The sequence below is a fragment of the Microbacterium sp. SA39 genome (genome assembly GCF_000967865.1).
Taxonomy (GTDB): Bacteria; Actinomycetota; Actinomycetes; order Actinomycetales; family Microbacteriaceae; genus Microbacterium.
The window spans coordinates 73,547-94,194 of sequence record NZ_JXRU01000027.1 but is presented as its reverse complement, the minus strand read 5'-3'; the positions used below and the strand labels follow the sequence as shown (position 1 = coordinate 94,194).

22 protein-coding genes, 1 tRNA gene and 1 pseudogene are annotated in these 20,648 nt (G+C 68.4%); 17 read left to right on the top strand and 7 right to left on the bottom strand.

The genetic code is table 11. From position 1 onward, the window contains the following. Positions 1 to 60: 60 nt before the first annotated feature. The 13 genes and pseudogenes from RS85_RS04355 to RS85_RS04295 form a co-directional block, all read left to right on the top strand. Positions 61 to 1,071, top strand: a complete 1,011-nt coding sequence (locus tag RS85_RS04355; RefSeq protein WP_082087489.1) for a TadA family conjugal transfer-associated ATPase — start codon at positions 61 to 63, stop codon at positions 1,069 to 1,071. Next, positions 1,065 to 1,967, top strand: a complete 903-nt coding sequence (locus RS85_RS04350) for a type II secretion system F family protein (protein WP_052703380.1) — start codon at positions 1,065 to 1,067, stop codon at positions 1,965 to 1,967. Before RS85_RS04355 ends, RS85_RS04350 begins: the two co-directional genes overlap by 7 nt. A 48-nt stretch (positions 1,968 to 2,015) precedes the next feature. After that, complete coding sequence (locus RS85_RS04345; protein ID WP_046012195.1) at positions 2,016 to 2,213, top strand: DUF4244 domain-containing protein; 198 nt, start codon at positions 2,016 to 2,018, stop codon at positions 2,211 to 2,213. After that, entirely contained in the window at positions 2,210 to 2,572 is a 363-nt protein-coding gene (locus RS85_RS04340) for a TadE family type IV pilus minor pilin (protein ID WP_046012194.1), read from the top strand. The genes RS85_RS04345 and RS85_RS04340 overlap by 4 nt, the downstream gene beginning before the upstream one ends. After that, positions 2,572 to 2,901, top strand: a complete 330-nt coding sequence (locus RS85_RS04335) for a hypothetical protein (protein ID WP_046012193.1) — start codon at positions 2,572 to 2,574, stop codon at positions 2,899 to 2,901. The genes RS85_RS04340 and RS85_RS04335 overlap by 1 nt, the downstream gene beginning before the upstream one ends. A 77-nt stretch (positions 2,902 to 2,978) precedes the next feature. Next, positions 2,979 to 5,882, top strand: a complete 2,904-nt coding sequence (gene topA / locus RS85_RS04330; protein ID WP_046012192.1) for a type I DNA topoisomerase — start codon at positions 2,979 to 2,981, stop codon at positions 5,880 to 5,882. After that, positions 5,879 to 6,514 (top strand): dTMP kinase, encoded by a 636-nt coding sequence (tmk, locus tag RS85_RS04325; protein WP_046012191.1) that lies wholly within the window; start codon positions 5,879 to 5,881, stop codon positions 6,512 to 6,514. The genes topA and tmk overlap by 4 nt, the downstream gene beginning before the upstream one ends. 79 nt (positions 6,515 to 6,593) lie before the next feature. Further along, positions 6,594 to 7,751, top strand: a complete 1,158-nt coding sequence (locus RS85_RS04320) for a DNA polymerase III subunit delta' (protein ID WP_046012190.1) — start codon at positions 6,594 to 6,596, stop codon at positions 7,749 to 7,751. After that, entirely contained in the window at positions 7,748 to 9,304 is a 1,557-nt protein-coding gene (locus tag RS85_RS04315) for an alpha/beta hydrolase (RefSeq protein ID WP_046012189.1), read from the top strand. Before RS85_RS04320 ends, RS85_RS04315 begins: the two co-directional genes overlap by 4 nt. A 69-nt stretch (positions 9,305 to 9,373) precedes the next feature. Further along, positions 9,374 to 9,446: transfer RNA gene (locus RS85_RS04310), tRNA-Thr, on the top strand. A gap of 66 nt (positions 9,447 to 9,512) precedes the next feature. Beyond that, positions 9,513 to 10,094, top strand: coding sequence for an isochorismatase family protein (locus tag RS85_RS04305; protein ID WP_046012188.1), 582 nt, complete (start codon positions 9,513 to 9,515; stop codon positions 10,092 to 10,094). Beyond that, complete coding sequence (locus RS85_RS04300; protein ID WP_046012187.1) at positions 10,091 to 10,624, top strand: DUF1697 domain-containing protein; 534 nt, start codon at positions 10,091 to 10,093, stop codon at positions 10,622 to 10,624. Before RS85_RS04305 ends, RS85_RS04300 begins: the two co-directional genes overlap by 4 nt. A gap of 23 nt (positions 10,625 to 10,647) precedes the next feature. Further along, positions 10,648 to 10,839, top strand: a pseudogene (locus tag RS85_RS04295) (CGNR zinc finger domain-containing protein); the annotation flags it as partial. Between the two features lie 9 nt (positions 10,840 to 10,848). On the opposite strand, the gene RS85_RS04290 reads toward RS85_RS04295, so the two are convergent. The 3 genes from RS85_RS04290 to RS85_RS04280 form a co-directional block, all read right to left on the bottom strand. Further along, the gene (locus RS85_RS04290; RefSeq protein WP_046012186.1) at positions 10,849 to 11,394 is read right to left on the bottom strand and encodes a type 1 glutamine amidotransferase domain-containing protein; all 546 of its coding nucleotides are present in this window, start codon (positions 11,392 to 11,394) and stop codon (positions 10,849 to 10,851) included. Positions 11,395 to 11,516: 122 nt separating this feature from the next. Next, entirely contained in the window at positions 11,517 to 12,050 is a 534-nt protein-coding gene (locus RS85_RS04285) for a hypothetical protein (RefSeq protein ID WP_152642327.1), read from the bottom strand. Between the two features lie 480 nt (positions 12,051 to 12,530). Then, positions 12,531 to 13,190, bottom strand: a complete 660-nt coding sequence (locus tag RS85_RS04280) for a fasciclin domain-containing protein (protein WP_046012235.1) — start codon at positions 13,188 to 13,190, stop codon at positions 12,531 to 12,533. 161 nt (positions 13,191 to 13,351) lie between these two features. On the opposite strand from RS85_RS04280, the gene sigK reads away from it, so the two are divergent. The 4 genes from sigK to RS85_RS04260 all read left to right on the top strand — a co-directional run bounded on the left by sigK (position 13,352) and on the right by RS85_RS04260 (position 16,406). Further along, positions 13,352 to 13,951, top strand: a complete 600-nt coding sequence (sigK, locus tag RS85_RS04275; RefSeq protein ID WP_200894788.1) for an ECF RNA polymerase sigma factor SigK — start codon at positions 13,352 to 13,354, stop codon at positions 13,949 to 13,951. Beyond that, complete coding sequence (locus RS85_RS04270) at positions 13,948 to 14,715, top strand: anti-sigma factor (protein ID WP_046012183.1); 768 nt, start codon at positions 13,948 to 13,950, stop codon at positions 14,713 to 14,715. Before sigK ends, RS85_RS04270 begins: the two co-directional genes overlap by 4 nt. A gap of 29 nt (positions 14,716 to 14,744) precedes the next feature. Continuing rightward, positions 14,745 to 15,374, top strand: a complete 630-nt coding sequence (locus tag RS85_RS04265) for a hypothetical protein (protein WP_046012182.1) — start codon at positions 14,745 to 14,747, stop codon at positions 15,372 to 15,374. A 147-nt stretch (positions 15,375 to 15,521) separates the two neighbouring features. Continuing rightward, positions 15,522 to 16,406, top strand: coding sequence for an aminodeoxychorismate lyase (locus RS85_RS04260; RefSeq protein WP_046012181.1), 885 nt, complete (start codon positions 15,522 to 15,524; stop codon positions 16,404 to 16,406). A gap of 88 nt (positions 16,407 to 16,494) precedes the next feature. On the opposite strand, the gene pstB is transcribed toward RS85_RS04260, so the two are convergent. From pstB to RS85_RS04240, 4 genes are all read right to left on the bottom strand, one after another. Next, entirely contained in the window at positions 16,495 to 17,274 is a 780-nt protein-coding gene (gene pstB, locus RS85_RS04255; RefSeq protein WP_046012180.1) for a phosphate ABC transporter ATP-binding protein PstB, read from the bottom strand. 29 nt (positions 17,275 to 17,303) lie between these two features. Then, a complete protein-coding gene (gene pstA, locus RS85_RS04250) occupies positions 17,304 to 18,395 on the bottom strand; it encodes a phosphate ABC transporter permease PstA (protein WP_046012179.1) in 1,092 nt (363 codons plus the stop codon). Between the two features lies 1 nt (position 18,396). Then, on the bottom strand, positions 18,397 to 19,380 hold the full coding sequence (pstC, locus tag RS85_RS04245; protein ID WP_082087488.1) for a phosphate ABC transporter permease subunit PstC: 984 nt from the start codon (positions 19,378 to 19,380) through the stop codon (positions 18,397 to 18,399). 104 nt (positions 19,381 to 19,484) lie between these two features. After that, the gene (locus RS85_RS04240; protein WP_046012178.1) at positions 19,485 to 20,588 is read right to left on the bottom strand and encodes a phosphate ABC transporter substrate-binding protein PstS; all 1,104 of its coding nucleotides are present in this window, start codon (positions 20,586 to 20,588) and stop codon (positions 19,485 to 19,487) included. Between the last annotated feature and the right edge of the window lie 60 nt (positions 20,589 to 20,648).

The following is a 20,648-nucleotide window of genomic DNA, read 5'->3' as shown; positions in this document are numbered from 1 at the left end:
CGGTGGCGATCAGCGCCATCCGACAGCTGGCGGGCCGGTTGCCGGACGTAGCGTCGCCACATGACCGATGCCTTCGTCATCCAACCGCGCGGAACCGCGCGGACAACGCTTGCCGGGCCCGCAGGGCCCGAGCCCCTGCGCATGGACCCGGCGTTCGGACCGCTCGCAGAGCACTGCGAGGACGAGGCTGTCACCGACGTCTTCGTCAACGGCGCCGACGGCCTCTTCGTCGACCGAGGGAGCGGTACGGAGGCGGTGCCCGGCTGGAGGGCGTCGGAGCGTGAGGTGCGCGACCTCGCCGTGGCGCTCGTCGGGCTCGGGGGCCGGCACCTCGATGATCAGTCGCCCTGCGTCGACGTGCGCCTCGATTCCGGCATCCGCGTGCACGCCGTCCTCGCTCCGGTATCGACGACGGGAACGGCGCTCTCCATCCGCATTCCTCGGGTGCGCGCCGCCGACCTCGACGCGCTCGCCGCGCTCGGGTCGTTCGATACCCGGCAGCAGAGCTGGCTCGCAGGGCTGGTCGCCGAGCGAGCGAACATCCTCATCACCGGCGGCACGGGTACCGGCAAGACGACACTGCTCTCCGCCCTGCTGTCGGAGGTCTCGACCAGCGAGCGCATCGTGACGATCGAAGACGTCGCGGAACTCTGCCCGCTGCACGCGCACCACGTCGCCCTGGAGGCGCGGCAGGCCAACCTCGAGGGAGCGGGCGGTATCAGCCTCGCGCGACTGGTGCGAGAGTCGTTGCGCATGCGGCCCGACCGGCTCGTGGTCGGCGAGTGCCGCGGCGAGGAGGTGCGCGAACTGCTCAGCGCTCTCAACACAGGACACGACGGCGGCGCAGGCACGCTGCATGCGAGCGGCCTGCGCGATGTTCCGGCCCGTCTCGAGGCCCTCGGCGCCCTCGCCGGCATGGACGCCACAGCACTCGCACGGCAGGCCGTCAGCGCGTTCTCTATCGTGCTGCACCTCGAGCGAGCGCCCGACGGAGCCCGGCGCATCGCGCAGGCGGGCAAGTTCGTTCTTCGAGGAGATCGACTCGACATCGAGGAGGTCAGGCCGTGGTGATCCGCTTCCGGCGCTCGACCGAGGAACGGGGCGGGGGAGCGGATGCCGCGACATCGGTCCAGACTCTGGCGGTCCTCCTCCAAGCGGGCGCAGTGCCGCTCGTCGCGTGGCGGCACCTTGCCGAGACAGGGGACCCGCACGCCGCGGCAATCGTCGAGCGGGTCGCTTCGGGGACGCCCCTGCTCTCTGCGATCGAAGCCGAGGGCGGAGCCTGGGCCGATCTGGCGGCTGCCTGGGAGGTCGCGACGACCGTCGGAGCGCCTCTCGCGGAGGTGCTCCGCATGATCGCCGAGACGCTGCGTGATGCGGCATCTGCGGCCGACGATGTGCGCATCGCGCTCGCGGAGCCTGCCGGGACAGCGCGGCTGCTGCTCTGGATGCCGTTCGCCGGTCTGCTGCTCGGCTTCGCCCTCGGTTTCGACACATTGGGTGTCATCGTCGGCAACCCCCTCGGAGGGTGCTGCGTGGGCGCGGGTCTCCTCCTCGTGCTCGCGGCGCGTTTCTGGACCGGGCGTCTGCTGCGGCGCGCACGCCCCGCCCCCGGCCCCCCGGGGATGCAGGCGGAGCTGGTTGCCGTCGCCCTCGCCGGCGGTGCCTCGATCGAACGCGCGCTGAAGCTCGTCGCAGACAGCTCGGCGTCAGGTGCGGACGAGCAGGACCGCATCCGCACGGTGCTGGATCTCTCCCGTGCGGCCGGCGTGCCTGCTGGCGAGCTGCTCCGAGCATCGGCGGCGCAGGAGCGGCACTTCGCCCGGGTGCAGGGGCGCCTGCGAGCGGCCAAGCTCTCCACACGCCTCCTCATACCGCTCGGCGTCTGCACGCTGCCGGCGTTCCTCCTGCTCGGCGTGGCGCCTCTGCTGCTCAGCGTGCTCGCGTCCACCCCGCTCCCGCTCTGACCTCCCGATGCCACCCACCCATGCCACCCCTAGAGAAAGAGGAACACCATGAACACCTTCCCCATCCTGGATCGTCGTCGTGCGGCGGCCCTGTTCGCCGACGACACCGGGGCTGCGACCGCGGAGTATGCGATCACGACCATGGCCGCCGTCGCCTTCGCCGGACTCCTCGTGGTCATCATGCGGTCCGATGAAGTCCGCGGCATCCTCACCGACCTGGTCCGCCGGGCGTTGAGCATCTCGTGAGGTTCTGGCGCTCCTGCCGTGCCTTCCTCGGCGGGGATCGCGGTTCTGTCGCTGCCGAACTGGCGCTCGCGCTCCCGGCGGTCGTGCTCGCGCTCCTGCTCGGAGCGGGAGCGCTCGGCGCGGCATCCCGACAGGTCGCCCTGCAGGATGCCGCGGCCGACGCCGCACGTCTCCTCGGGCGCGGCGAGGGCGCCGATGCTGCGGCGCGCGTGGTCGGCCGCGCCGTCCTCGGAGCCACGGTCTCGTCGTCCGGCTCCGACGACCTGGTGTGCGTCACGGCATCCGTCGATGTCTCCCTCGGTGCTCTGATCCGCGTGCCGCTGCGGGCGTCGAGCTGTGCGCTGAACGGGGGACTCTGATGGCCGGGTCGGCTGTCGCAGCCGGTCTTCTGAGCGTCGCCGCGGCCCTGTCGCTGGGGCTCGCCGCGGTCGGCGGGGCGGCGGTCACCGCACAGCGTGCGGCCGGTGCGGCAGACGCGGCGGCCCTCGCGGCGGCGGATGCGGCCAGCGGCGCCGTGCCCTCCGCGGATGACCCGTGCGCGCTCGCCGCACGCGTGGCCGGAGCATCCGGTGCGACCCTCAGCAGCTGCTCGCTGCAGGGCTTCGTGGCGACCGTGGAGGTGCAGGCGGCGTACGCTGGTCTCGCTGCCGTCTCCCGCGCCCGTGCCGGGCCACCCGAGGGTCAATGACGGCGGCGCGACCTCACTCACTGTGAATGACCCCACACAGTGGTGTGTATGGTGTGCTTCGAAGAAAGGACGCCCCCTTGGCTGAAGGCAAGAAGCTCGTCATCGTCGAGTCCCCGACGAAGATGCGGTCTATTCAGGGATACCTCGGTGACGGTTACGAGGTGCTCAGCTCCGTCGGCCATATCCGCGACCTCGCTGACAAGAAGGACATCCCGGCCGCCGACAAGGAGGCCTACGGGAAGTACTCGATCGACATCGACAACGGGTTCGATCCCTACTACGTTGTCTCCGATCGCAAGACGAAGACCGTCGCCGAGCTCAAGCGCGCGCTCAAGACCGCCGACGAGCTCCTGCTCGCGACTGATGAGGACCGTGAAGGAGAGGCCATCGCCTGGCACCTCCTGGAGACCCTCAAGCCCAAGGTCCCGGTCAAGCGCATGGTGTTCCACGAAATCACCAAGGACGCAATCCAGGCCGCGGTGGGCAACACCCGCGAACTCGACCACGACCTCGTCGACGCCCAGGAGACCCGCCGCATCCTCGACCGCCTCTACGGCTGGGACGTCTCGCCGGTGCTCTGGTACAAGGTCAAGACCGGCATCTCCGCCGGCCGTGTGCAGTCGGCGGCGACGCGTCTGATCGTCGACCGCGAGCGCGAGCGCATGGCGTTCACCTCGGCGGAGTACTGGGATGTCGACGCGTCGGCCGCCGCTACCGGGACCGCCTTCAAGATCCGTCTCGTGCGGGTCGACGGCGGCCAGCTCGCGCGTGGCAGCGACTTCGATGACACCGGAAAGCTGAAGAAGGCCGTCGTCATCCTCGACGAGGCCACGGCGGCGTCTCTCGCGCAGGCGGTCGACGCCGTAGGCTCCGGCACCGTCACCAAGGTCGAGGCGAAGCCGGGAACCCGCAGCCCCTACGCGCCCTTCACGACGTCGACCATGCAGCAGGAGGCAGGCCGCAAGCTCTCCATGGGAGCCAAGCAGGCGATGGGTGTCGCGCAGCGCCTGTACGAAAAGGGTTACATCACCTATATGCGTACCGACTCCACGTCGCTGAGCACCCAGGCGGTGCAGGCGGCGCGGAGCCAGGCTGTGGCACTCTACGGCGACGCCGCGGTGCCGCTGAAGCCCCGTGTCTACAAGTCGAAGAGCAAGAACGCGCAGGAAGCCCATGAGGCCATCCGCCCGTCGGGCGACAACTTCCGCACGCCGGCGTCGCTCTCCAGCGAGCTCGACCGCGACGAGCAGCGCCTGTACGACCTCATCTGGAAGCGCACGGTCGCCAGCCAGATGGCCGACGCCAAGTACGAGACGACGACGGTCACGATCGCCGTCGACACGTCCGCGGAGCTCAAGGGCGAGGGCGCAGCGAAGCTCGCCGAGTTCACCGCCTCCGGCACGGTGTACACGTTCAAGGGCTTCCTCGAGGCTTACGAAGAGGGCCGTGACGAGAAGCGCGGCGATGCCGATGCGGCCGAGAACCAGTCGCTGCCGGCGGTCGCCGTCGGCGACGAGCTCGGCGTGTCGGATGCCGAGGCCAAGGGCCACCGCACCACGCCGAAGCCGCGGTACACCGAGGCCTCGCTCGTGAAGGTGCTCGAAGAGAAGGGCATCGGCCGCCCGTCGACCTTCGCCTCGATCCCGGAGACGATCCTCGACCGTGGCTACGCCGTCAAGCGCGGCCAGGCGCTGGTCCCCACCTGGCTCGCCTTCAGCGTCGTGCGGTTGCTCGAGGAGCACTTCGCCGACCTCGTCGACTACGACTTCACCGCAGCGCTCGAGGACGATCTCGACACCATCGCCCGCGGCGAGCAGAACCGCGTCGAGTGGCTCAAGTCGTTCTACTTCGGCTCCGACTCGCGCACGGGCCTTCGCCAGGTGGTCGACAACCTCGGCGAGATCGACGCCCGCGCGCTGAACTCCACGCGGATCACCGATACGGCCACTCTCCGCTTCGGGAAGTACGGCCCCTATCTCGAGGTCGTCGACCCGGAGAACCCCGACGAGAAGCCGCGCATCGTCAATGTGCCGGAAGACCTCGCGCCGGACGAGCTCACTCAGGCCAAGGCGCAGGAACTGATCGACGCTCCCGTGGCAGGCGACCGCGTTCTGGGGGAGAACCCCGAGAACGGCAAGATCATCGTCGTCAAGGACGGTCGGTTCGGCCCCTACGTGCAGGAGAACGATCCGGTGTCGGAGGATGCCGCGGTCGATGAGACCACCGGCGAGGTCGTCGAGGCGCCCAAGCCGACCCGCGGCAAGAGCGCGAAGAAGGACACGGCTCCGAAGCCTCGCACCGGCTCTCTGTTCCGGTCGATGTCGGTCGACTCGATCGATCTCGAGACCGCGCTCCAGCTGCTCAGCCTTCCGCGCGTCGTCGGCACCGATCCGGAATCGGGCGAGGAGATCACGGCGCAGAACGGCCGGTTCGGCCCGTACCTGAAGAAGGGCACGGACTCCCGGTCGCTCGAGAGCGAGTCGCAGATCTTCGACGTCACCCTCGAGCAGGCGCTCGAGATCTACAAGCAGCCGAAGTACGGCGCTCGCCGTGCCTCCAGCGCGCTGGCGGAGTTCGACGCCGACCCGGTCAGCGGCAAGCCGATCCGCATTCGCGACGGACGCTTCGGCGCCTACGTGACCGACAGCGAGACGAACGTCACGATCCCGCGCGGCCAGAAGGTCGAGGACATCACGTTCGAGATCGCGGTCGAGATGCTCGCCGATAAGCGTGCCAAGGGACCGGCTCCCAAGCGCGGTGCCCGTTCGACGGCAGCCAAGAAGGCCCCGGCGAAGAAGGCACCGGCGAAGAAAGCTCCCGCCAAGAAGGCTCCCGCGAAGAAGACGACAGCCACGAAGACTGCCGCCACGAAGACTCCCGCGAAGAAGACGGATGCCGCGACGTCGGCCGCCCGCTCCGCTGCGGCCAAGAAGGCTGCGGCGACGCGTGCCGCGAACGCGGCGGCGAAGGCGGACTCGTGACCTCAGGTCGCGGTGTGTGGATCACGCTCGAAGGCGGAGACGGTTCCGGCAAGACCACGCAGTCCGACCTGCTCGCCTCGCGGCTGACGGATGCCGGTCGCACCGTCGTCCGCACGAGGGAGCCGGGCGGATCCGCGGTCGGGCAGCTGATCCGCGATATCGTGCTGCACCATCGGGGCGACATCGCGCCGCGCGCCGAGGCCCTGCTGTACGCGGCGGATCGGGCGCACCACGTCGCGACGGTCGTCCGCCCCGCACTCGCACGCGGCGAGGTCGTGCTGCAGGACCGGTACCTCGATTCGTCGGTCGCCTATCAGGGTGCCGGCCGTGTGCTGGATGCGACGGAGATCCGTGACCTCTCTCTTTGGGCGGCCGAGGGGGCGCTGCCGGATCTGACGATCCTGCTCGACCTCGATCCTGCCGCCGCACGGGTGCGCCTCGACTCGGCGGACAAGCCCTTCGACCGCCTCGAGGCCGAGCAGGCGGAGTTCCACGGTCGTGTGCGCGACGGGTATCTGGCGCTCGCCGCAGCAGAACCCGAGCGGTTCCTGGTTCTCGACGCCGCGGCATCCGCCGACGAGATCGCCGACCGCATCCGCACGCGGGTCGACAGCCTCCTCGCCGCTTGCTGAGCCGATCTCGCCGCTGGGCTGCGCCATCTCGGGAGGCTCACGCGCATCGCGCGTCGGTGCTCCCGATTAGGCTGAGTGCATGCCCCAGACCGTCGCCGCTCCGTTTCCGTGGGCGGATGTGTGGGGGCAGGATGCCGCCGTCGAGACCCTTCGCGCCGCAGCATCCGATCCGTCCGCGCTGTCCCACGCCTACCTGATCACGGGGCCGCCCGGATCCGGGCGCTCGACCCTCGCGTACGCGTTCGCCGCCGCGCTGATCGCCGACCGCCCCGATGATGAGGCGACGATGCGGCAGGTGCTCGCCGGTACCCACCCCGACGTCACGGCGCTCCGCACCGACAAGGTCATCATCACGATCGCCGAGGCCCGCGCTCTCGTCGAGCGCTCTTACTTCGCTCCGTCTGCCGGACGGTATCGGGTCATCGTGGTCGAAGATGCCGACCGCATGGTCGAGCGCACATCGAACGTGCTGCTCAAGGCTCTCGAAGAGCCGCCGGAGCAGACGGTGTGGATCCTGTGCGCGCCGAGCGAGGCCGACCTTTTGCCCACCATCCGTTCGCGCGTGCGGTCGCTGCGGCTCCGTGAGCCCGATGTGGCGGACGTGGCGCGCCTCATCAGCCTCCGCACCGGAGTCGACCTGGAGATCGCCGAGCAGGCGGCCAGGCACGCGCAGCGCCACATCGGCATGGCGCAGCGGCTCGCGACAGACGAATCGGCTCGCCGCCGGCGCGACGAGACTCTGCGCTCGGTCCTCGGTGTGCGCGGCGTCGGCGACGCCGTCGAGGTCGCCGGGCGGATCATCCAGGCCGCCACCGAGGATGCGAAGGCGCTCACGGCGGAACGCGACGCGACGGAGCGTGCCTCCATGCTCCGCACCGTGGGCATCGCCGACGGGCAGGCCGTGCCCCCTGCGCTGCGCAATCAGCTCGCAGCCCTGGAAGACGATCAGAAGAAGCGCGCGACCCGGAGTCTCCGCGACGGGATCGACCGCGTCCTCACCGATCTGCAATCCCTGTTCCGAGACATCGTGATGCTGCAGTTCGGCAGAGGCGACGACCTGATCAACAGCGAGCTGCGCACCGAGCTGAGCGCGCTCGCGTCCGCCTGGCCGGAGACACGTACTCTTGTCGTACTTGACCACCTTGCCGAGACGAGGCAGTCGCTGGAGCGTAACGTCGCCCCGCTGCTCGCCCTGGAGAGCTTGCTCGTGACGATCACGAGCGGGAGGAAACCGTGAACAACCGATCGACTTCCCGCTTCCGTCGCGCCGCGGCGATCCTCGCAGGGCTCGCCGCAGCTTCCGTGGCCCTCACGGGCTGCCTGTACGCGATGATTCCCGAGCAGGCCGCTCCTCGTCCCTCCACGACGAACGCCCCCGACACCGAGGGCGTGGCGGAGGATCTCCTGCCGTTCTATTCTCAGACGCTGACCTGGACCGAGTGCGGCACCGGCTTCGACTGCACCGATGTGCGGGCGCCACTCGACTGGGAGAACCCGGGTGACGGCGAGATCACGCTTTCCGTGGTTCGCTACCGGGCTGAGGGCACGGCGATCGGATCCCTGCTGACCAACCCCGGCGGCCCTGGCGCGAGTGGCGTCGACCTCATCCAGGACAGTCTCGACTTCGCGGTGGGGGCAGATCTCATCGAGAACTTCGACGTGATCGGGTTCGACCCTCGCGGCGTCGGGGAATCCACCGCGGTCACGTGCTTCGACGCGGCGCAGATGGACGACTACCTGTACGGCATCCCCGAGGCGCCGCGCGGGACTCCCGAGTGGGAAGCCGAGCTGCTCGACTCGCACACGTCATTCGCGGAGGCGTGCGACGCGAACAGCGCCGGCATCCTGCCGCACATCACCACCATCAATTCCGCCCGCGACATGGATCTCATCCGGGCCGTGCTCGGCGACAAGGAGCTGAACTACCTCGGCTTCTCGTACGGCACGTTCCTCGGCGCGACCTACGCGAAGCTGTATCCCGAGAAGTCCGGCCGTCTCGTGCTCGACGGTGCGATCGATCCCGCCGTTCCCGGCCTCGAGGTCGGCGCCACCCAGGCGCTGGGCTTCGAATCGGCGCTGCGCGCGTACATGCAGAACTGCCTCGATTCGGGCAGCTGCCCGTTCAACGGCACGGTCGACGAGGCGATGGCCGATCTCGGTGCGCTGCTCGCGAGCGTGGACCGCACGCCGCTGGAGAACGGTGACGGGCGCCTGATGGGTGCCGATTCGCTGATGACCGGCATCATCGCCGCGCTCTACTCGCAGGACAACTGGAGCTACCTCACCCAGGCGCTCGAAGAGGCGCTCCAGGGCGACCCGACGACCGCCTTCCTGCTCGCCGACTTCTACAACGGTCGGGAGGACGGCAGCTACATCGACAACTCGTCCGAGGCGTTCCGCGCCTACAACTGCATGGACTACCCGGTCGAAGATGATCCCGACGCCGAGGCCGCGATCGAGAAGAAGATCGCGGAAGGGGCGCCGACCATCGCGCCGTACTGGACCGGCCCCGACTCGTGCGAGGTCTGGCCATACCCGCCCACCGGCACTCGCGGCGAGATCGCAGCCGAAGGCGCAGGGCCGATCGTGGTCGTCGGCACGACCAACGACCCGGCTACCCCGTACGAGTGGTCCGAGTCGCTGGCCGACCAGCTGCAGGAGGGCGTGCTCATCACCCGCGTCGGAGAAGGTCACACCGGCTACAACAAGGGCAACGCCTGCGTGGATGAGGCCGTCGAGGCCTTCCTCATCGACGACGTCGTGCCCGAGGACGGCCTGCGCTGCGAGTGACGCGGGCTCGATTCGCGAGCGCGAGCGAGACAGGGTAATATCGGTGATCGCGCCGCTCACGCGTCGCACGCCGCCTTAGCTCAGTCGGCAGAGCATCTCACTCGTAATGAGAAGGTCGTCAGTTCGATTCTGACAGGCGGCTCCGAAGGCCCCGTGATGCGAAGAACATCACGGGGCCTTTCCCGTTCCCACGGCGTACGCTCGGATCATGAGCAGAGCGCTTCTCATCGTCGATGTCCAGAACGACTTCACCGAGGGCGGCACCCTCGCGGTCACCGGAGGGGATGCGGTGGCATCCGCGATCTCCGCGTTCCTGTCCGAGCATGCCACCGACTACGCGGTGATCATCGCGTCACGAGATTGGCACCACGCCGAGGGCGACAACGGAGGGCACTTCCACGAGGATCCCGACTTCGTCGACACGTGGCCCGTGCACTGCGTCGCCGGAACGGAGGGGGCCGAGTACGACCCCCTTCTGCAGACGGATGCCGTGACGCATCACGTGCAGAAGGGGCACGGCAAGCCCGCCTACTCGATGTTCGAGGGAGAGACGGAAGCGGGGGAGACGGTGGGCGCCGTGCTCAGCGCCTCGGGGGTGCTCAGCGCGGACGTGGTCGGTATCGCGACCGACCACTGCGTGCGGGCATCCGCGCTCGACGCGATCGCACACGGAGTGCAGGTGCGTATCCTCACGGATCTCGTGGCCGGCGTCGGCCCGGAGTCGAGCGAGGCGGCGCTGGCGGAGCTCGCCCACGCGGGTGCGGAGCTGGTCGAGAGCGCAGGCGCGTGACCCGCAGCGTGCTGCTGCTGCGCGCGGTGAATGTCAGCGGCCGGAACAGCGTGCCGATGGCGCGGCTGCGCGAGATGCTGGCGACCGAGACCGACCTGGCCGAGGTCTCGACGTACATCGCCAGCGGCAACATCCTGTGCGCGACGCCGACGAATCCTGCAGCCTCGTGCGCCGCGGTGCACGAGGCGATCGAGGCCGAGTTCGGGGTGAAGACTCCGGTGATCCACCGCGACCACGCGCAGCTCGTCGCGTCGGAGAAGGCGCAGCCGTTTCCCGACGGCGAGGAGAAGTACGTGCACGCCATGTTCCTCGAGGCGGCGTGCAGGGCGGATGCCGTCGAGGTGCTGGAGGATCGGCTCCAGCCCGGCGAGAGCCTCGCGCTCGTCGACGACGATCTCTGGATCGACTACGGCAGCGGTGGTGTGCACTCGACCAAGCTCACCAAGGCGGTGCTGGATCGTGCGCTCGGAGTCGCCGGGACCGCCCGGAACCTGCGCACGGTCCGTAAGCTCATCGACCTGACGGCGTGAGCGGATCGACCTCCGCGCTCGGGCTCAGGGCGATCATCAACCTCGGCGCGTCACTGCATCTGGTCACCCGCGGGATGAGCCGGCTGGGTCGCTGTCAGGCGCCTCCGTGCGTCAACGTCGTCACAGACGTGACACGCAACGGCAGCCAGCGCTTCTGCTCGGTGCGCTGTGCGAACCGCGCGGCCGTCCGTCGGCATCGCACACGAGGCGCCTGACAGCGTCGCTCACGCGGTCTGGCCGGCGTGCGTGCCCTCTCCGATCTCCTCGACGACTTTCGCGTTGAAGGCGGGGAGGTCGTCCGGGGTGCGACTGGAGACCAGGCCCTCATCCACCACGACCTCTTCATCGACCCAGGTCGCTCCGGCATTGCGGAGATCGGTCTGCAGGCTCGGGTAGCTCGTGAGGGTGCGTCCGTCGACGACGCCGGCCTCGATGAGGATCCAGGCGCCGTGGCAGATCACGCCCACCGGCTTGTGCTGGTCGAAGAACGCCCTGGCGAGGCCGATCGACGGCTTGTCGAGGCGCAGGTGATCGGCGTTGACGACGCCTCCGGGAAGCACCAGGGCGTCGAACTGCTCGGCCGTCGCATCGGCAGAGGTGAGATCCACGGACTGCTCGTGCCCGTTCTTGCCGGTGATCTTCCCGCCGTCCGGGGCGATCAGCGTGGCGCTCGCGCCCTCCGCGGTCACGGCGTCCCACGGGCTGGTCAGCTCGCTGTCCTCGAATCCGTCGGTCGCCAGGAATGCCACACGGCTGCCGCTGAGAGTCATCGTTCGTCCTTTCGGGGGAGTGTCATCCTCGGGTTCTCGAGGACATATCGACTCTCCCGCGCAGACCGGAACCGGTGAAGGGGGTGGCCGAAGGCCAGCGCCGGTGATACAGGCGCGAACCGTCAGACGTCCATCTCGCCGCTGCTCATGACGAGTGAGCGCCAGTTCGCGCCCATCCGTTCGTATGTAGCGATCGCCTGGCAATTGCGACACCGCACGTCGCACTTCGCCACCTCGTCGGTGACGTGCGCGATGCTGAAGCCGTTCCGCACGAGTCGCATGACGTCGTCGCGCTTGCCGGACCCTGGGCGGTGGTCGAAGTCGAGCACGCGTAGATCGCTTTCGCTGCAATCCACGCACGGATGACGCAGGAGGAAGTCGCGGATGAAGGCGATGCTCGCCTGCTTCTGAGCGTTCGGGCGCTCACGGATCACGGCGATGTGGTGCTCGCGATTGCGTGCGTAATAGTCGCGTGACGACAAGCGATTGCACTCCCGACAGACCTCCTGCCGGCCATCGGGACGGGAGGTCTTCCGGTTGAAGTCGGAGAGAGGCTTCACGCAACGACAGCTGCCGCATTGCTTGGATGCCGCGGGATGCGCGAGGGACGGATCTGCCTCGTCCATCGCCGCCTCCCGTCTCGCGCTGTAGCGCACGATACCGAGGGCTTCAGACACGCATGCTCGTCGAGCCGGTCGATCGAAAGGGTGGGCCCTGTGGGGATCGAACCCACAACCCGCGGATTAACTTGCCACTTCGGCTTTCGCCGCCGCCGTCTCCGGCGTTCGTGGTCTGGACTGTCCCTTCACCGTGGCTTTCGCCGTAGGTGCCACCCGTCCAGTCTCTACACCTTCCGAACCAGTGATCCGGCTTGGCTCGGGATTGCCAACTGGTCTCCCAGGAAGGGTTCCCCGACTTTGAGTGGTGTCATCCCCGAGGTTTCCCCCGAGGCGCTCCTATTTTGTTGAAGTCCGCTGCTCTGCCAATTGAGCTAAAGGCCCGTGCGACAAGTCTAGTGCGCACAGAACGGGCCGCCGGTGAACACCGGCGGCCCGTTCTCCTTCTCTCGTTCCTCCCCCGAGACGGGAGAAGGTCGCTCGCCGGGAAGATCCCCACCCGGCAGGCTTGATCCCTGATTACATCGGGGGCATCAGAACCGTGTCGATGAGGTACACGGTCGCGTTGGCGGTCTGGACGCCACCGCAGATGACGGCAGAGGTGCCGTTGACCATGAGCTCGTCGCCGCTGCCGGTGACCTCGAGGTCAGCGCCCTGCACGGTGGTGTGCATGCCGGCGATGTCATCCGGAGCGATCTGACCGGGCACCACGTGGTACGTCAGGATCGAGCTCAGCAGTGCGGAGTCGGTCTTGAGCGTCTCGATGGTGGCGGGGTCGATCTTCGCGAAGGCGTCGTCCACCGGGGCGAAGACGGTGAACTCGTCTCCGTTGAGTGTGTCGACGAGGTCGACCTCCGGGTTGAGCTGACCGCTCACCGCGGCGACGAGAGTCGTCAGGATCGGGTTGTTGGAGGCGGCCACGGCGACCGGGTCCTTGGACATGCCCTCGACGGAGCCTGCGCCGTCCGGCACAGCCTCGGCGTATGCGGCGCAACCGGAACCGACGAGGTTCGCGGCCGGGTCCATCGCCTCGGTCGTGGGCTCAGCCGACTCCGACGTCGTCGGCTCCGACGACTCCTCGGCCGGGGCTGTGGTGCCCGTCGAACAAGCGGAGAGCAGGAATGCGCCCGCCAGCGTCAGGGTGAGTGCTGCGGTGACCTTCTTCTTGGTGCTGAACATCTCGAGCTCCTTCAGAACTTCAGCCACGGCCTCTCCGTGGCGTTGACAGCTGTTCGGAGCCCCGTCGGGATCGGATGGGAGAAATCTGGGATTCCTCGAATCGGGTCTTTTTTCGCTCACGATCGGGTGGCGCCTGCACAGGAAGGGGGAGGGTATGCGGCATGCTTGAGAGGATGGTCATCGACGGAATGGACGTGCCCGAAGACGGGACGGCGAGCGATGCGGTCGGAACGCTCCTCGTGCGCGTGGCCGCGGGTGACCAGCGTGCGTTCGCCGAGCTGTATGACAGCCTCTCCTCACGCGTGTTCGGCCTCATCCTGCGCGTGCTCGTGAACCGCTCGCAGAGCGAGGAAGTGCTGCAGGAGGTTTTTCTCGAGATCTGGCAATCCGCTTCGCGCTTCGCTCCGAACAGAGGTCAAGGACGAGCATGGGTGATGACCATCGCACATCGCCGGGCCGTGGACAGGGTGCGTGCATCCCAGTCCAGTGCGGACCGTGATGTGCGAGCGGGACTGAGGGACATCGGTGTGGCTCACGACAGTGTGGCCGAACAGGTGGAACTCGGGATCGACGGCGAGAAGGTCGTCGAGGCGCTCACGGGGCTGCCGGAAGTGCAGCGAGAAGCGCTCGTGCTCGCATATTACGGCGGTTACAGTCAGAACGAGATATCGGCGCTCGTGGGAGCGCCGCTGGGGACGATCAAGACAAGGATGCGGGACGGGCTCACCCGTCTGCGCTCCGCTATGGGGGTGACAGCATGAATGAGCAGGAGTTCGCAGAACTCGCGGCAGGCGCCGCCCTGAACGCGCTGTCGCCCGACGACCGGCGTCGTTTCGACGACGCCCTCCTCGCGCACCCCGAGTGGCACGCCATCGCTGAAGCGGATGCCGAGACGGCAGCCACCCTGGCGGAATCGGCTGCTCCTCAGTCACCGCCGACGGCGCTGCGCGCCGCTCTCCTCGCTCAGATCACGGAGACTCCGCAGCTCGCCGAGACACCCGGGATCGCCGAGACGATGAAGTCCGCAGCTACCCCTGATGATCCTGCTCGCGTGCCGGCTCCGAAGCGCCGCTGGTCGCGCGCCGTGTTCGCGCTCGCCGCGTGCCTTGCGGTCCTCGTCGGCGTCGGGGTCGGCGCTGTCGCCCTGAACCAGCAGTTGAACCGTCCGGCATCCGTCGTCGCTCTCGAGCAGATCCAGTCCGCCGAAGATGCCGAACAGGCGACAGTCGAGCTGCCCGACGGCGGCTCAGCGACCGCGCACTGGTCGGCTTCAGCGGGTGCCGCCGTGCTCGTCACGGATGGCATCCCTGCTCCCGCTGACGGCAAGACGTACGAGCTCTGGTTCGTCCGCGGCGAGGATGCGATCCCGGCCGGTGTCTTCGACGTCGACGACGGTCGCGCCACGGCCGCGCTCGAGGGCGACATGCGCGCTGGAGACGTCATCGCGGTCACCGTCGAGCAGGCCGGGGGATCCCCCGACGGCACGCCGACGACCGATCCGGTCATCGTCATCCCCACGGCCTGACCTGCCGCGAACGCGGGTAGCCTGGTGCGATGCCCGAGCAGCATCGTCGTCCCATCCGTCGTCCGTCCAGCGCCTTCGACAACATCGTCGGCGCGCACGACCCCGCCGAGGAGACGCGCGTCGCGCATGCGACGGCATCCGCTCTGCTGACACGGGTACGCGCCGACGAGAGCGGGGCCAGCGCGGAGCGTCTGGTGGCGTTCACAGCCGAGCACGGCATCGACGACATCGCGGAACTCTGGTCCAAGGCACCGTCCCGCACGCTCCCCGGAGCACTGTGGCGGCTCTACCTGCTGCAGCTGGCGATCCACGGCGATCCGCACACCGCAGCCCTGCTCTACGAGCGAGGCCGCGTCGAGCTGCACTCGGCCGATGCCGCTATCGCGGGGGCGCCGGTGCCGGCCGACCCCGACGAGCTCGTCGCCCTGATCGACACGATCCTGCGCGGCGCGTTCCGCGGTGACTTCGCCGTCGCTCTGGACCGCGCGGCCGCGTTCTGTCGCGTGCAGGCGTCAGGCGCCACGCACACGGCCGACGACTACGAGCCGACGGAGCCCGAGCGGGCGAGCGAACTCACGACGAGGGCTCTGCGGCTCAACGGCTACGGGCAGGATCTCTCCGCGGCGGCCGTGCTCTGGCGGCAGGACTCGCTGATCTGAGGCGGGTACAGAAAGACCGGGCCGCAAAAACGCCTCACGGCGGAAGGCCGCTCACAGCGGCAAAAAATGGAGCCCGGGGTTATGCGGCCCGGCCATTCGATTATAACGCGAGAGCGCCGAGGCTATTCCTGACCGTAGGCTCAGAACATGAATCGGCGCTTCGCATTGATGATTGACCCGCTCGCGGAGGGCGTGGACCGCTCCGACTACGGCGACACCCTGACAGCCGTGGATGCCGCGGCCCCCGCACTGAGCGTGGGAGAGCTCAGCACGCAGCGCGGTGACGGCGTGTTCGAGTCGATCGGCGTGATCGACGGCCACGCGCAGGAGGTGGTTCCTCACCTCGAGCGGCTCGCGCACTCGGCGCAGCTGTGCGACCTGCCGGCGCCGAACCTCGCGCAGTGGCGTCAGGCGATCGATCAGGCTGCCTCCCGATGCGCTGACGGAGAGGCCGTGATCAAGCTCATCCTCAGCCGCGGCGTCGAGCACGGGCCGACCCCGACCGCCTGGGTCACTGCGGCTCCGGCATCCGACTTCTCGCGGATGCGGGCCGAGGGAGTGCGGGTGGTCACCCTGGATCGCGGATACGACCTGGGAGCGGCGGAGCGGGCGCCGTGGCTGCTGCTCGGCGCGAAGACGCTCTCCTACGCCGTGAACATGGCAGCGCTCCGCGAGGCCCACCGCAGGGGCGCGGACGACGCGATCTTCCTGTCCAGCGACGGCTTCGTGCTCGAGGCCCCGACCGCGTCGCTCATCCTGCGGTTCGGAGACCGGTTCGTGACGCCGGCCCCGACCGGCGGCATCCTGCACGGCACTACGCAGCTCAGCGTCTACGAGCACCTCTCGGCGCGCGGCTTCGTAGTGGGGTACGAGCGCATCCCGGCATCCGATCTTCCCCGAGCGGATGCCGCGTGGCTCGTGTCGAGCGTGCGCCTCGCCGCAGCGATCACCGCGATCGACGGCGCTTCCCTACCCGTGGATCAAGTGCTGACGGACGAGCTCAACGCGTACCTCCTGTCACCGCGCGACTGACGCGAAGCGACTGATGCGAAGCGACTGACGCCAAAGAGAAGGGTCCGGATGCCAGAGCATCCGGACCCCTCTTCGCTGAGCGGTCAGCTCATCCGAAGCGACCGGAGACGTAGTCCTCGGTGGCCTGCACGGACGGGGTGGTGAAGATCGACGTGGTGTCGTCGTACTCGATGAGCTTGCCGGGCTTTCCCGTGCCGGCGATGTTGAAGAACGCCGTCTTGTCCGAGACCCGCGACGCCTGCTGCATGTTGTGGGTGACGATGACGATCGTGAACTCGTTCTTCAGCTCGCCGATCAGCTCTTCGATGGCGTAGGTCGAGATCGGGTCGAGGGCCGAGCAGGGCTCGTCCATCAGCAGAACCTCGGGGGAGACGGCGATCGCCCGCGCGATGCAGAGACGCTGCTGCTGGCCGCCGGAGAGGCCGGAGCCCGGGCGGTCGAGACGGTCCTTGACCTCGTTCCACAGGTTCGCGCCGGTGAGCGACTGCTCGACGAGGGCGTCCTGATCGCTCTTCGACATGCGGCTGTTGTTGAGCTTCACGCCCGCGAGCACGTTCTCCTTGATGGACATCGTGGGGAACGGGTTCGGCCGCTGGAAGACCATGCCGACCTGACGACGCACCAGCACCGGGTCGACGCCGGGGCCGTACAGGTCCTTGCCGTCGAGCAGGACCTCGCCCTCGACGCGGGCGCCGGGGATGACCTCGTGCATGCGGTTGAGCGTGCGGAGGAAGGTGGACTTGCCGCAGCCCGAGGGGCCGATGAACGCGGTCACACTGCGCGGCTGGATGTCGAGCGACACCCCTTCGACCGCGAGGAAGCTGCTGTAGTAGACGTTGAGGTCGTTGACTTCGATGCTCTTGGACACGTGGGTTCCTGTTCTGAGTGGTCGGGCGCTCAGCGGCCGGACATCTTCGGGGCGAACAGCTTCGCGATGAGACGCGCGAGCAGATTCAGCACCATGACGATGAGGATGAGGGTGAGGGCGGCGGCCCAGGCGCGCGCGACCGACGCGTCCGGGTTCGTGCCCTGGTTCATGTACTGGTTGTAGGCGAACACCGGCAGGGTCATCATCTGACCGTCGAAGATGTTCGTGTTCAGGCTCTGGGTGAAGCCGGCAGTGAGCAGCAGCGGGGCAGTCTCGCCGATCACGCGGGAGATCGCGAGCATGATCGAGGTCGTGATGCCGGCGATCGACGTCGGCAGCACCACCTTGAGGATCGTGAGCCACTTCGGCACGCCCAGTGCGTACGACGCCTCGCGCAGCTCGTTCGGGACGATCTTCAGCAGTTCCTCGCTGCCTCGCACGACGACCGGGGTCATCAGCACCGCGAGAGCGAGCGCACCCATGAATCCCATCGAGATGCCCGGGCCGATCACCACCGCGAAGACAGCGTAGATGAAGAGGCCGGCCACGATCGAGGGGATGCCGGTCATCACGTCGACGAAGAACGTGATCCCCTTGGCGAGCGTCCCGCGACCGTACTCGACCAGGTAGATCGAGGTCATCAGCCCGATCGGCACCGAGATGATCGTCGCCGTGAGCGTGATCAGCACCGTTCCCCAGATCGCGTGCACGATGCCGCCGCCGTCACCGATCACGTTGCGCATCGAGTTGCTGAAGAACTCGGCGTCGAAGCGCCCGATCCCGTTGACGACCACAGTCCACAGCAGCGAGATCAGGGGGAGCAGGGCGATCAGGAAGGCGGTGGCGACCAGCGCGGTCATGAGGCGATCGACGGCCTTGCGCCGGCTCTCGACGATCGACGAGATCACCGTGATGATCACCATGTAGAGCAGGATGCCGACGATCGCGGCACCCGCGATGTTGAAGTCGGCCAGGTCCGCGCCGGCAGCGGCGACCGCGAACACGGCGGCCGAGATGGCGAAGGATCCGCCGAGGAGTGCCCAGGGAGCCCACTTCGGCAGCTTGCCGGAGGTGAGGACGGCCGTGTGCGGCGTGACGGGAGCTGCGGTGAGGGTGGTCATGTCAGTTCGCTCCCGAGAACTCGGCGCGGCGGGCGACGATCCATCGCGCCAGCGCATTGACCGCGAAGGTCACGATGAAGAGGATGAGACCGGTCGCGATGAGGGTGTTGACCCCGACGCCGTTCGCCTCGGGGAAGGCGAGCGCGATGTTTGCGGGGATGGGCGTCGGGTTGGTCGAGGTGAGCACCAGGAAGCTGACGACCGCGGAGGGCGAGAGCACCATCGTCACAGCCATGGTCTCGCCGAGCGCGCGTCCGAGAGCCAGCATCGCCGCCGAGACCATGCCGCCCCGCGCGAAGGGGAGAACGGCCATGCGCACCATCTCCCAGCGCGTGGAGCCCAGCGCGAGCGCGGCCTCCTCATGGAGCTTCGGAGTCTGCAGGAACACCTCGCGGCAGATGGCCGTCATGATCGGGATGCACATCACGGCGAGTACGAGGGCCGCGGTGAGGATGGTCTTACCCGTGGAGGAGACCTGGCCCTGGAAGAACGGCACCCAGGACGCGTTGGTGTTCAGCCAGGCGTAGATCGGCTGCAGGAGAGGTGCGAGGACCAGGCCGCCCCAGAGGCCGAAGACCACCGAGGGGACCGCGGCGAGCAGGTCGATGATGTACCCGAGGAAGGACGCGAGCCGGCGGTGGGCGTAGTGCGAGATGAAGAGGGCGATGCCGATCGCGATCGGGGCGGCGATCAGCAGTGCGATGAAGGACGCCCAGAGCGTGCCGAAGATGAGCGGCCCCACGTAGGTCCAGAAGGACTCGCCGCGGAGGATGTGGTTGTCGGTCGTGTCGAGCTGGAAGGCCGGGAGGCTCTGGATCACGAGGAAGGCCGCGACCAGCACCAGGACGACGAGGATGACCACCCCCGCCCCGAGCGCGGTGCCCGAGAAGACCCGGTCGCCGAGTCGCTGCTTCGCCTTGATCGGCGCGGGCGGCGCCGTGGGGGGTGCCGGTGTCGGTGTCGGCGCCTGCGCGGTCGTGCTCATGATCTCCCTGTTTCGGGCCGGGTCGAGATGGAGCGGGTGCTGACCCGGCGGAGCCCCCGCGTCCGTTCGGACGCAGGGGCACCGCTGTCAGCGAGTGGGCGGGGTCAGCCGACCTGGATCAGGTCGATCGCGGCGACCACCTGCTCGCGCAGGCTCTCCGAGATCGGGGCGCTGCCGGCGTTGTCGGCGGCGGCGGTCTGGCCCTCTTCGCTCGCGATGTAGGAGAAGTACTCCTTCACGAGCGCGGCGACGTTCTCGTCCTCGTACTGCTCGCAGCCGATCAGGTAGCTGACCAGGGCGATCGGGTAGGCGCCGTCGGCAGCGGATGCCGGGTCGACGTCGAAGACGAGGTCGGCTTCGCCGCGGCCCTCGACCAGCGGCGAAGCCTCGACGAGCTTCGAGGCGGCCTCGGCGGAGTACGGGACGAACTCCTCGCCGACGCCGACGTGGACCTGACCGAGGTCGCCGACCTGCGAGGCGTCCGCGAAGCCGATCGCACCGTTGCCGGCACTGATGGCCTGGACGACACCCGAGGTGCCCTGGGCGGCTTCGCCGCCCTGGATCGGCCAGACGTCGGCCGGCTCGTAGGTCCAGACGTCGCCCGCGGTGGCGCTGAGGTACTTGGTGAACGTCTCCTGCGTGCCCGAGGGGTCGGAGCGGTGCACCGGCGAGATCGCCAGGTCGGGAAGCTCGACGCCGTCGTTCAGAGCGGCGATGGCCGGGTCGTTCCAGTTGCTGATCGTGCCGGCGAAGATGCCCGCGATCGTGGCGGCATCGAGGTTCAGCATGTCGACGCCCTCGAGGTTGAACGCCACGGCGACCGGGGAGATGTACAGCGGGACCTCGACGATGTCGTCGCTCGCGCAGGCGCCGAAGCCGCCTGCGGCGACCTCTTCGTCGTCGAACGCACGGTCGGAGCCGATGAAGTTGCTGCCGCCCTCGAGGAAGTTCTCGCGGCCGGTGCCGGAGCCGGTGGGCTCGTAGTTGACGGTCACATCGGGGTTGGCCGTCTGGAATGCGGCGACCCAGGCCTCCTGGGCTGCTGCCTGCGAGGACGCGCCGGTCGCGTCGATGGTGCCGGAGAGGGTGGACTCAGAGGGCTCTTCGCTGGAGCCGCCGGTGCCGCCTTCGTTCGCGGCACAGCCGGCGAGTGCGAGAGCGGCCACGGCGCCGATGGCGCCGATACGTGCGATTCGGGAGATCTTCACTGTGGATCCTTCGATCTTGGAGGGTGGGGCCCGGTGCAGGGCACACAGTGACGCTAAGCG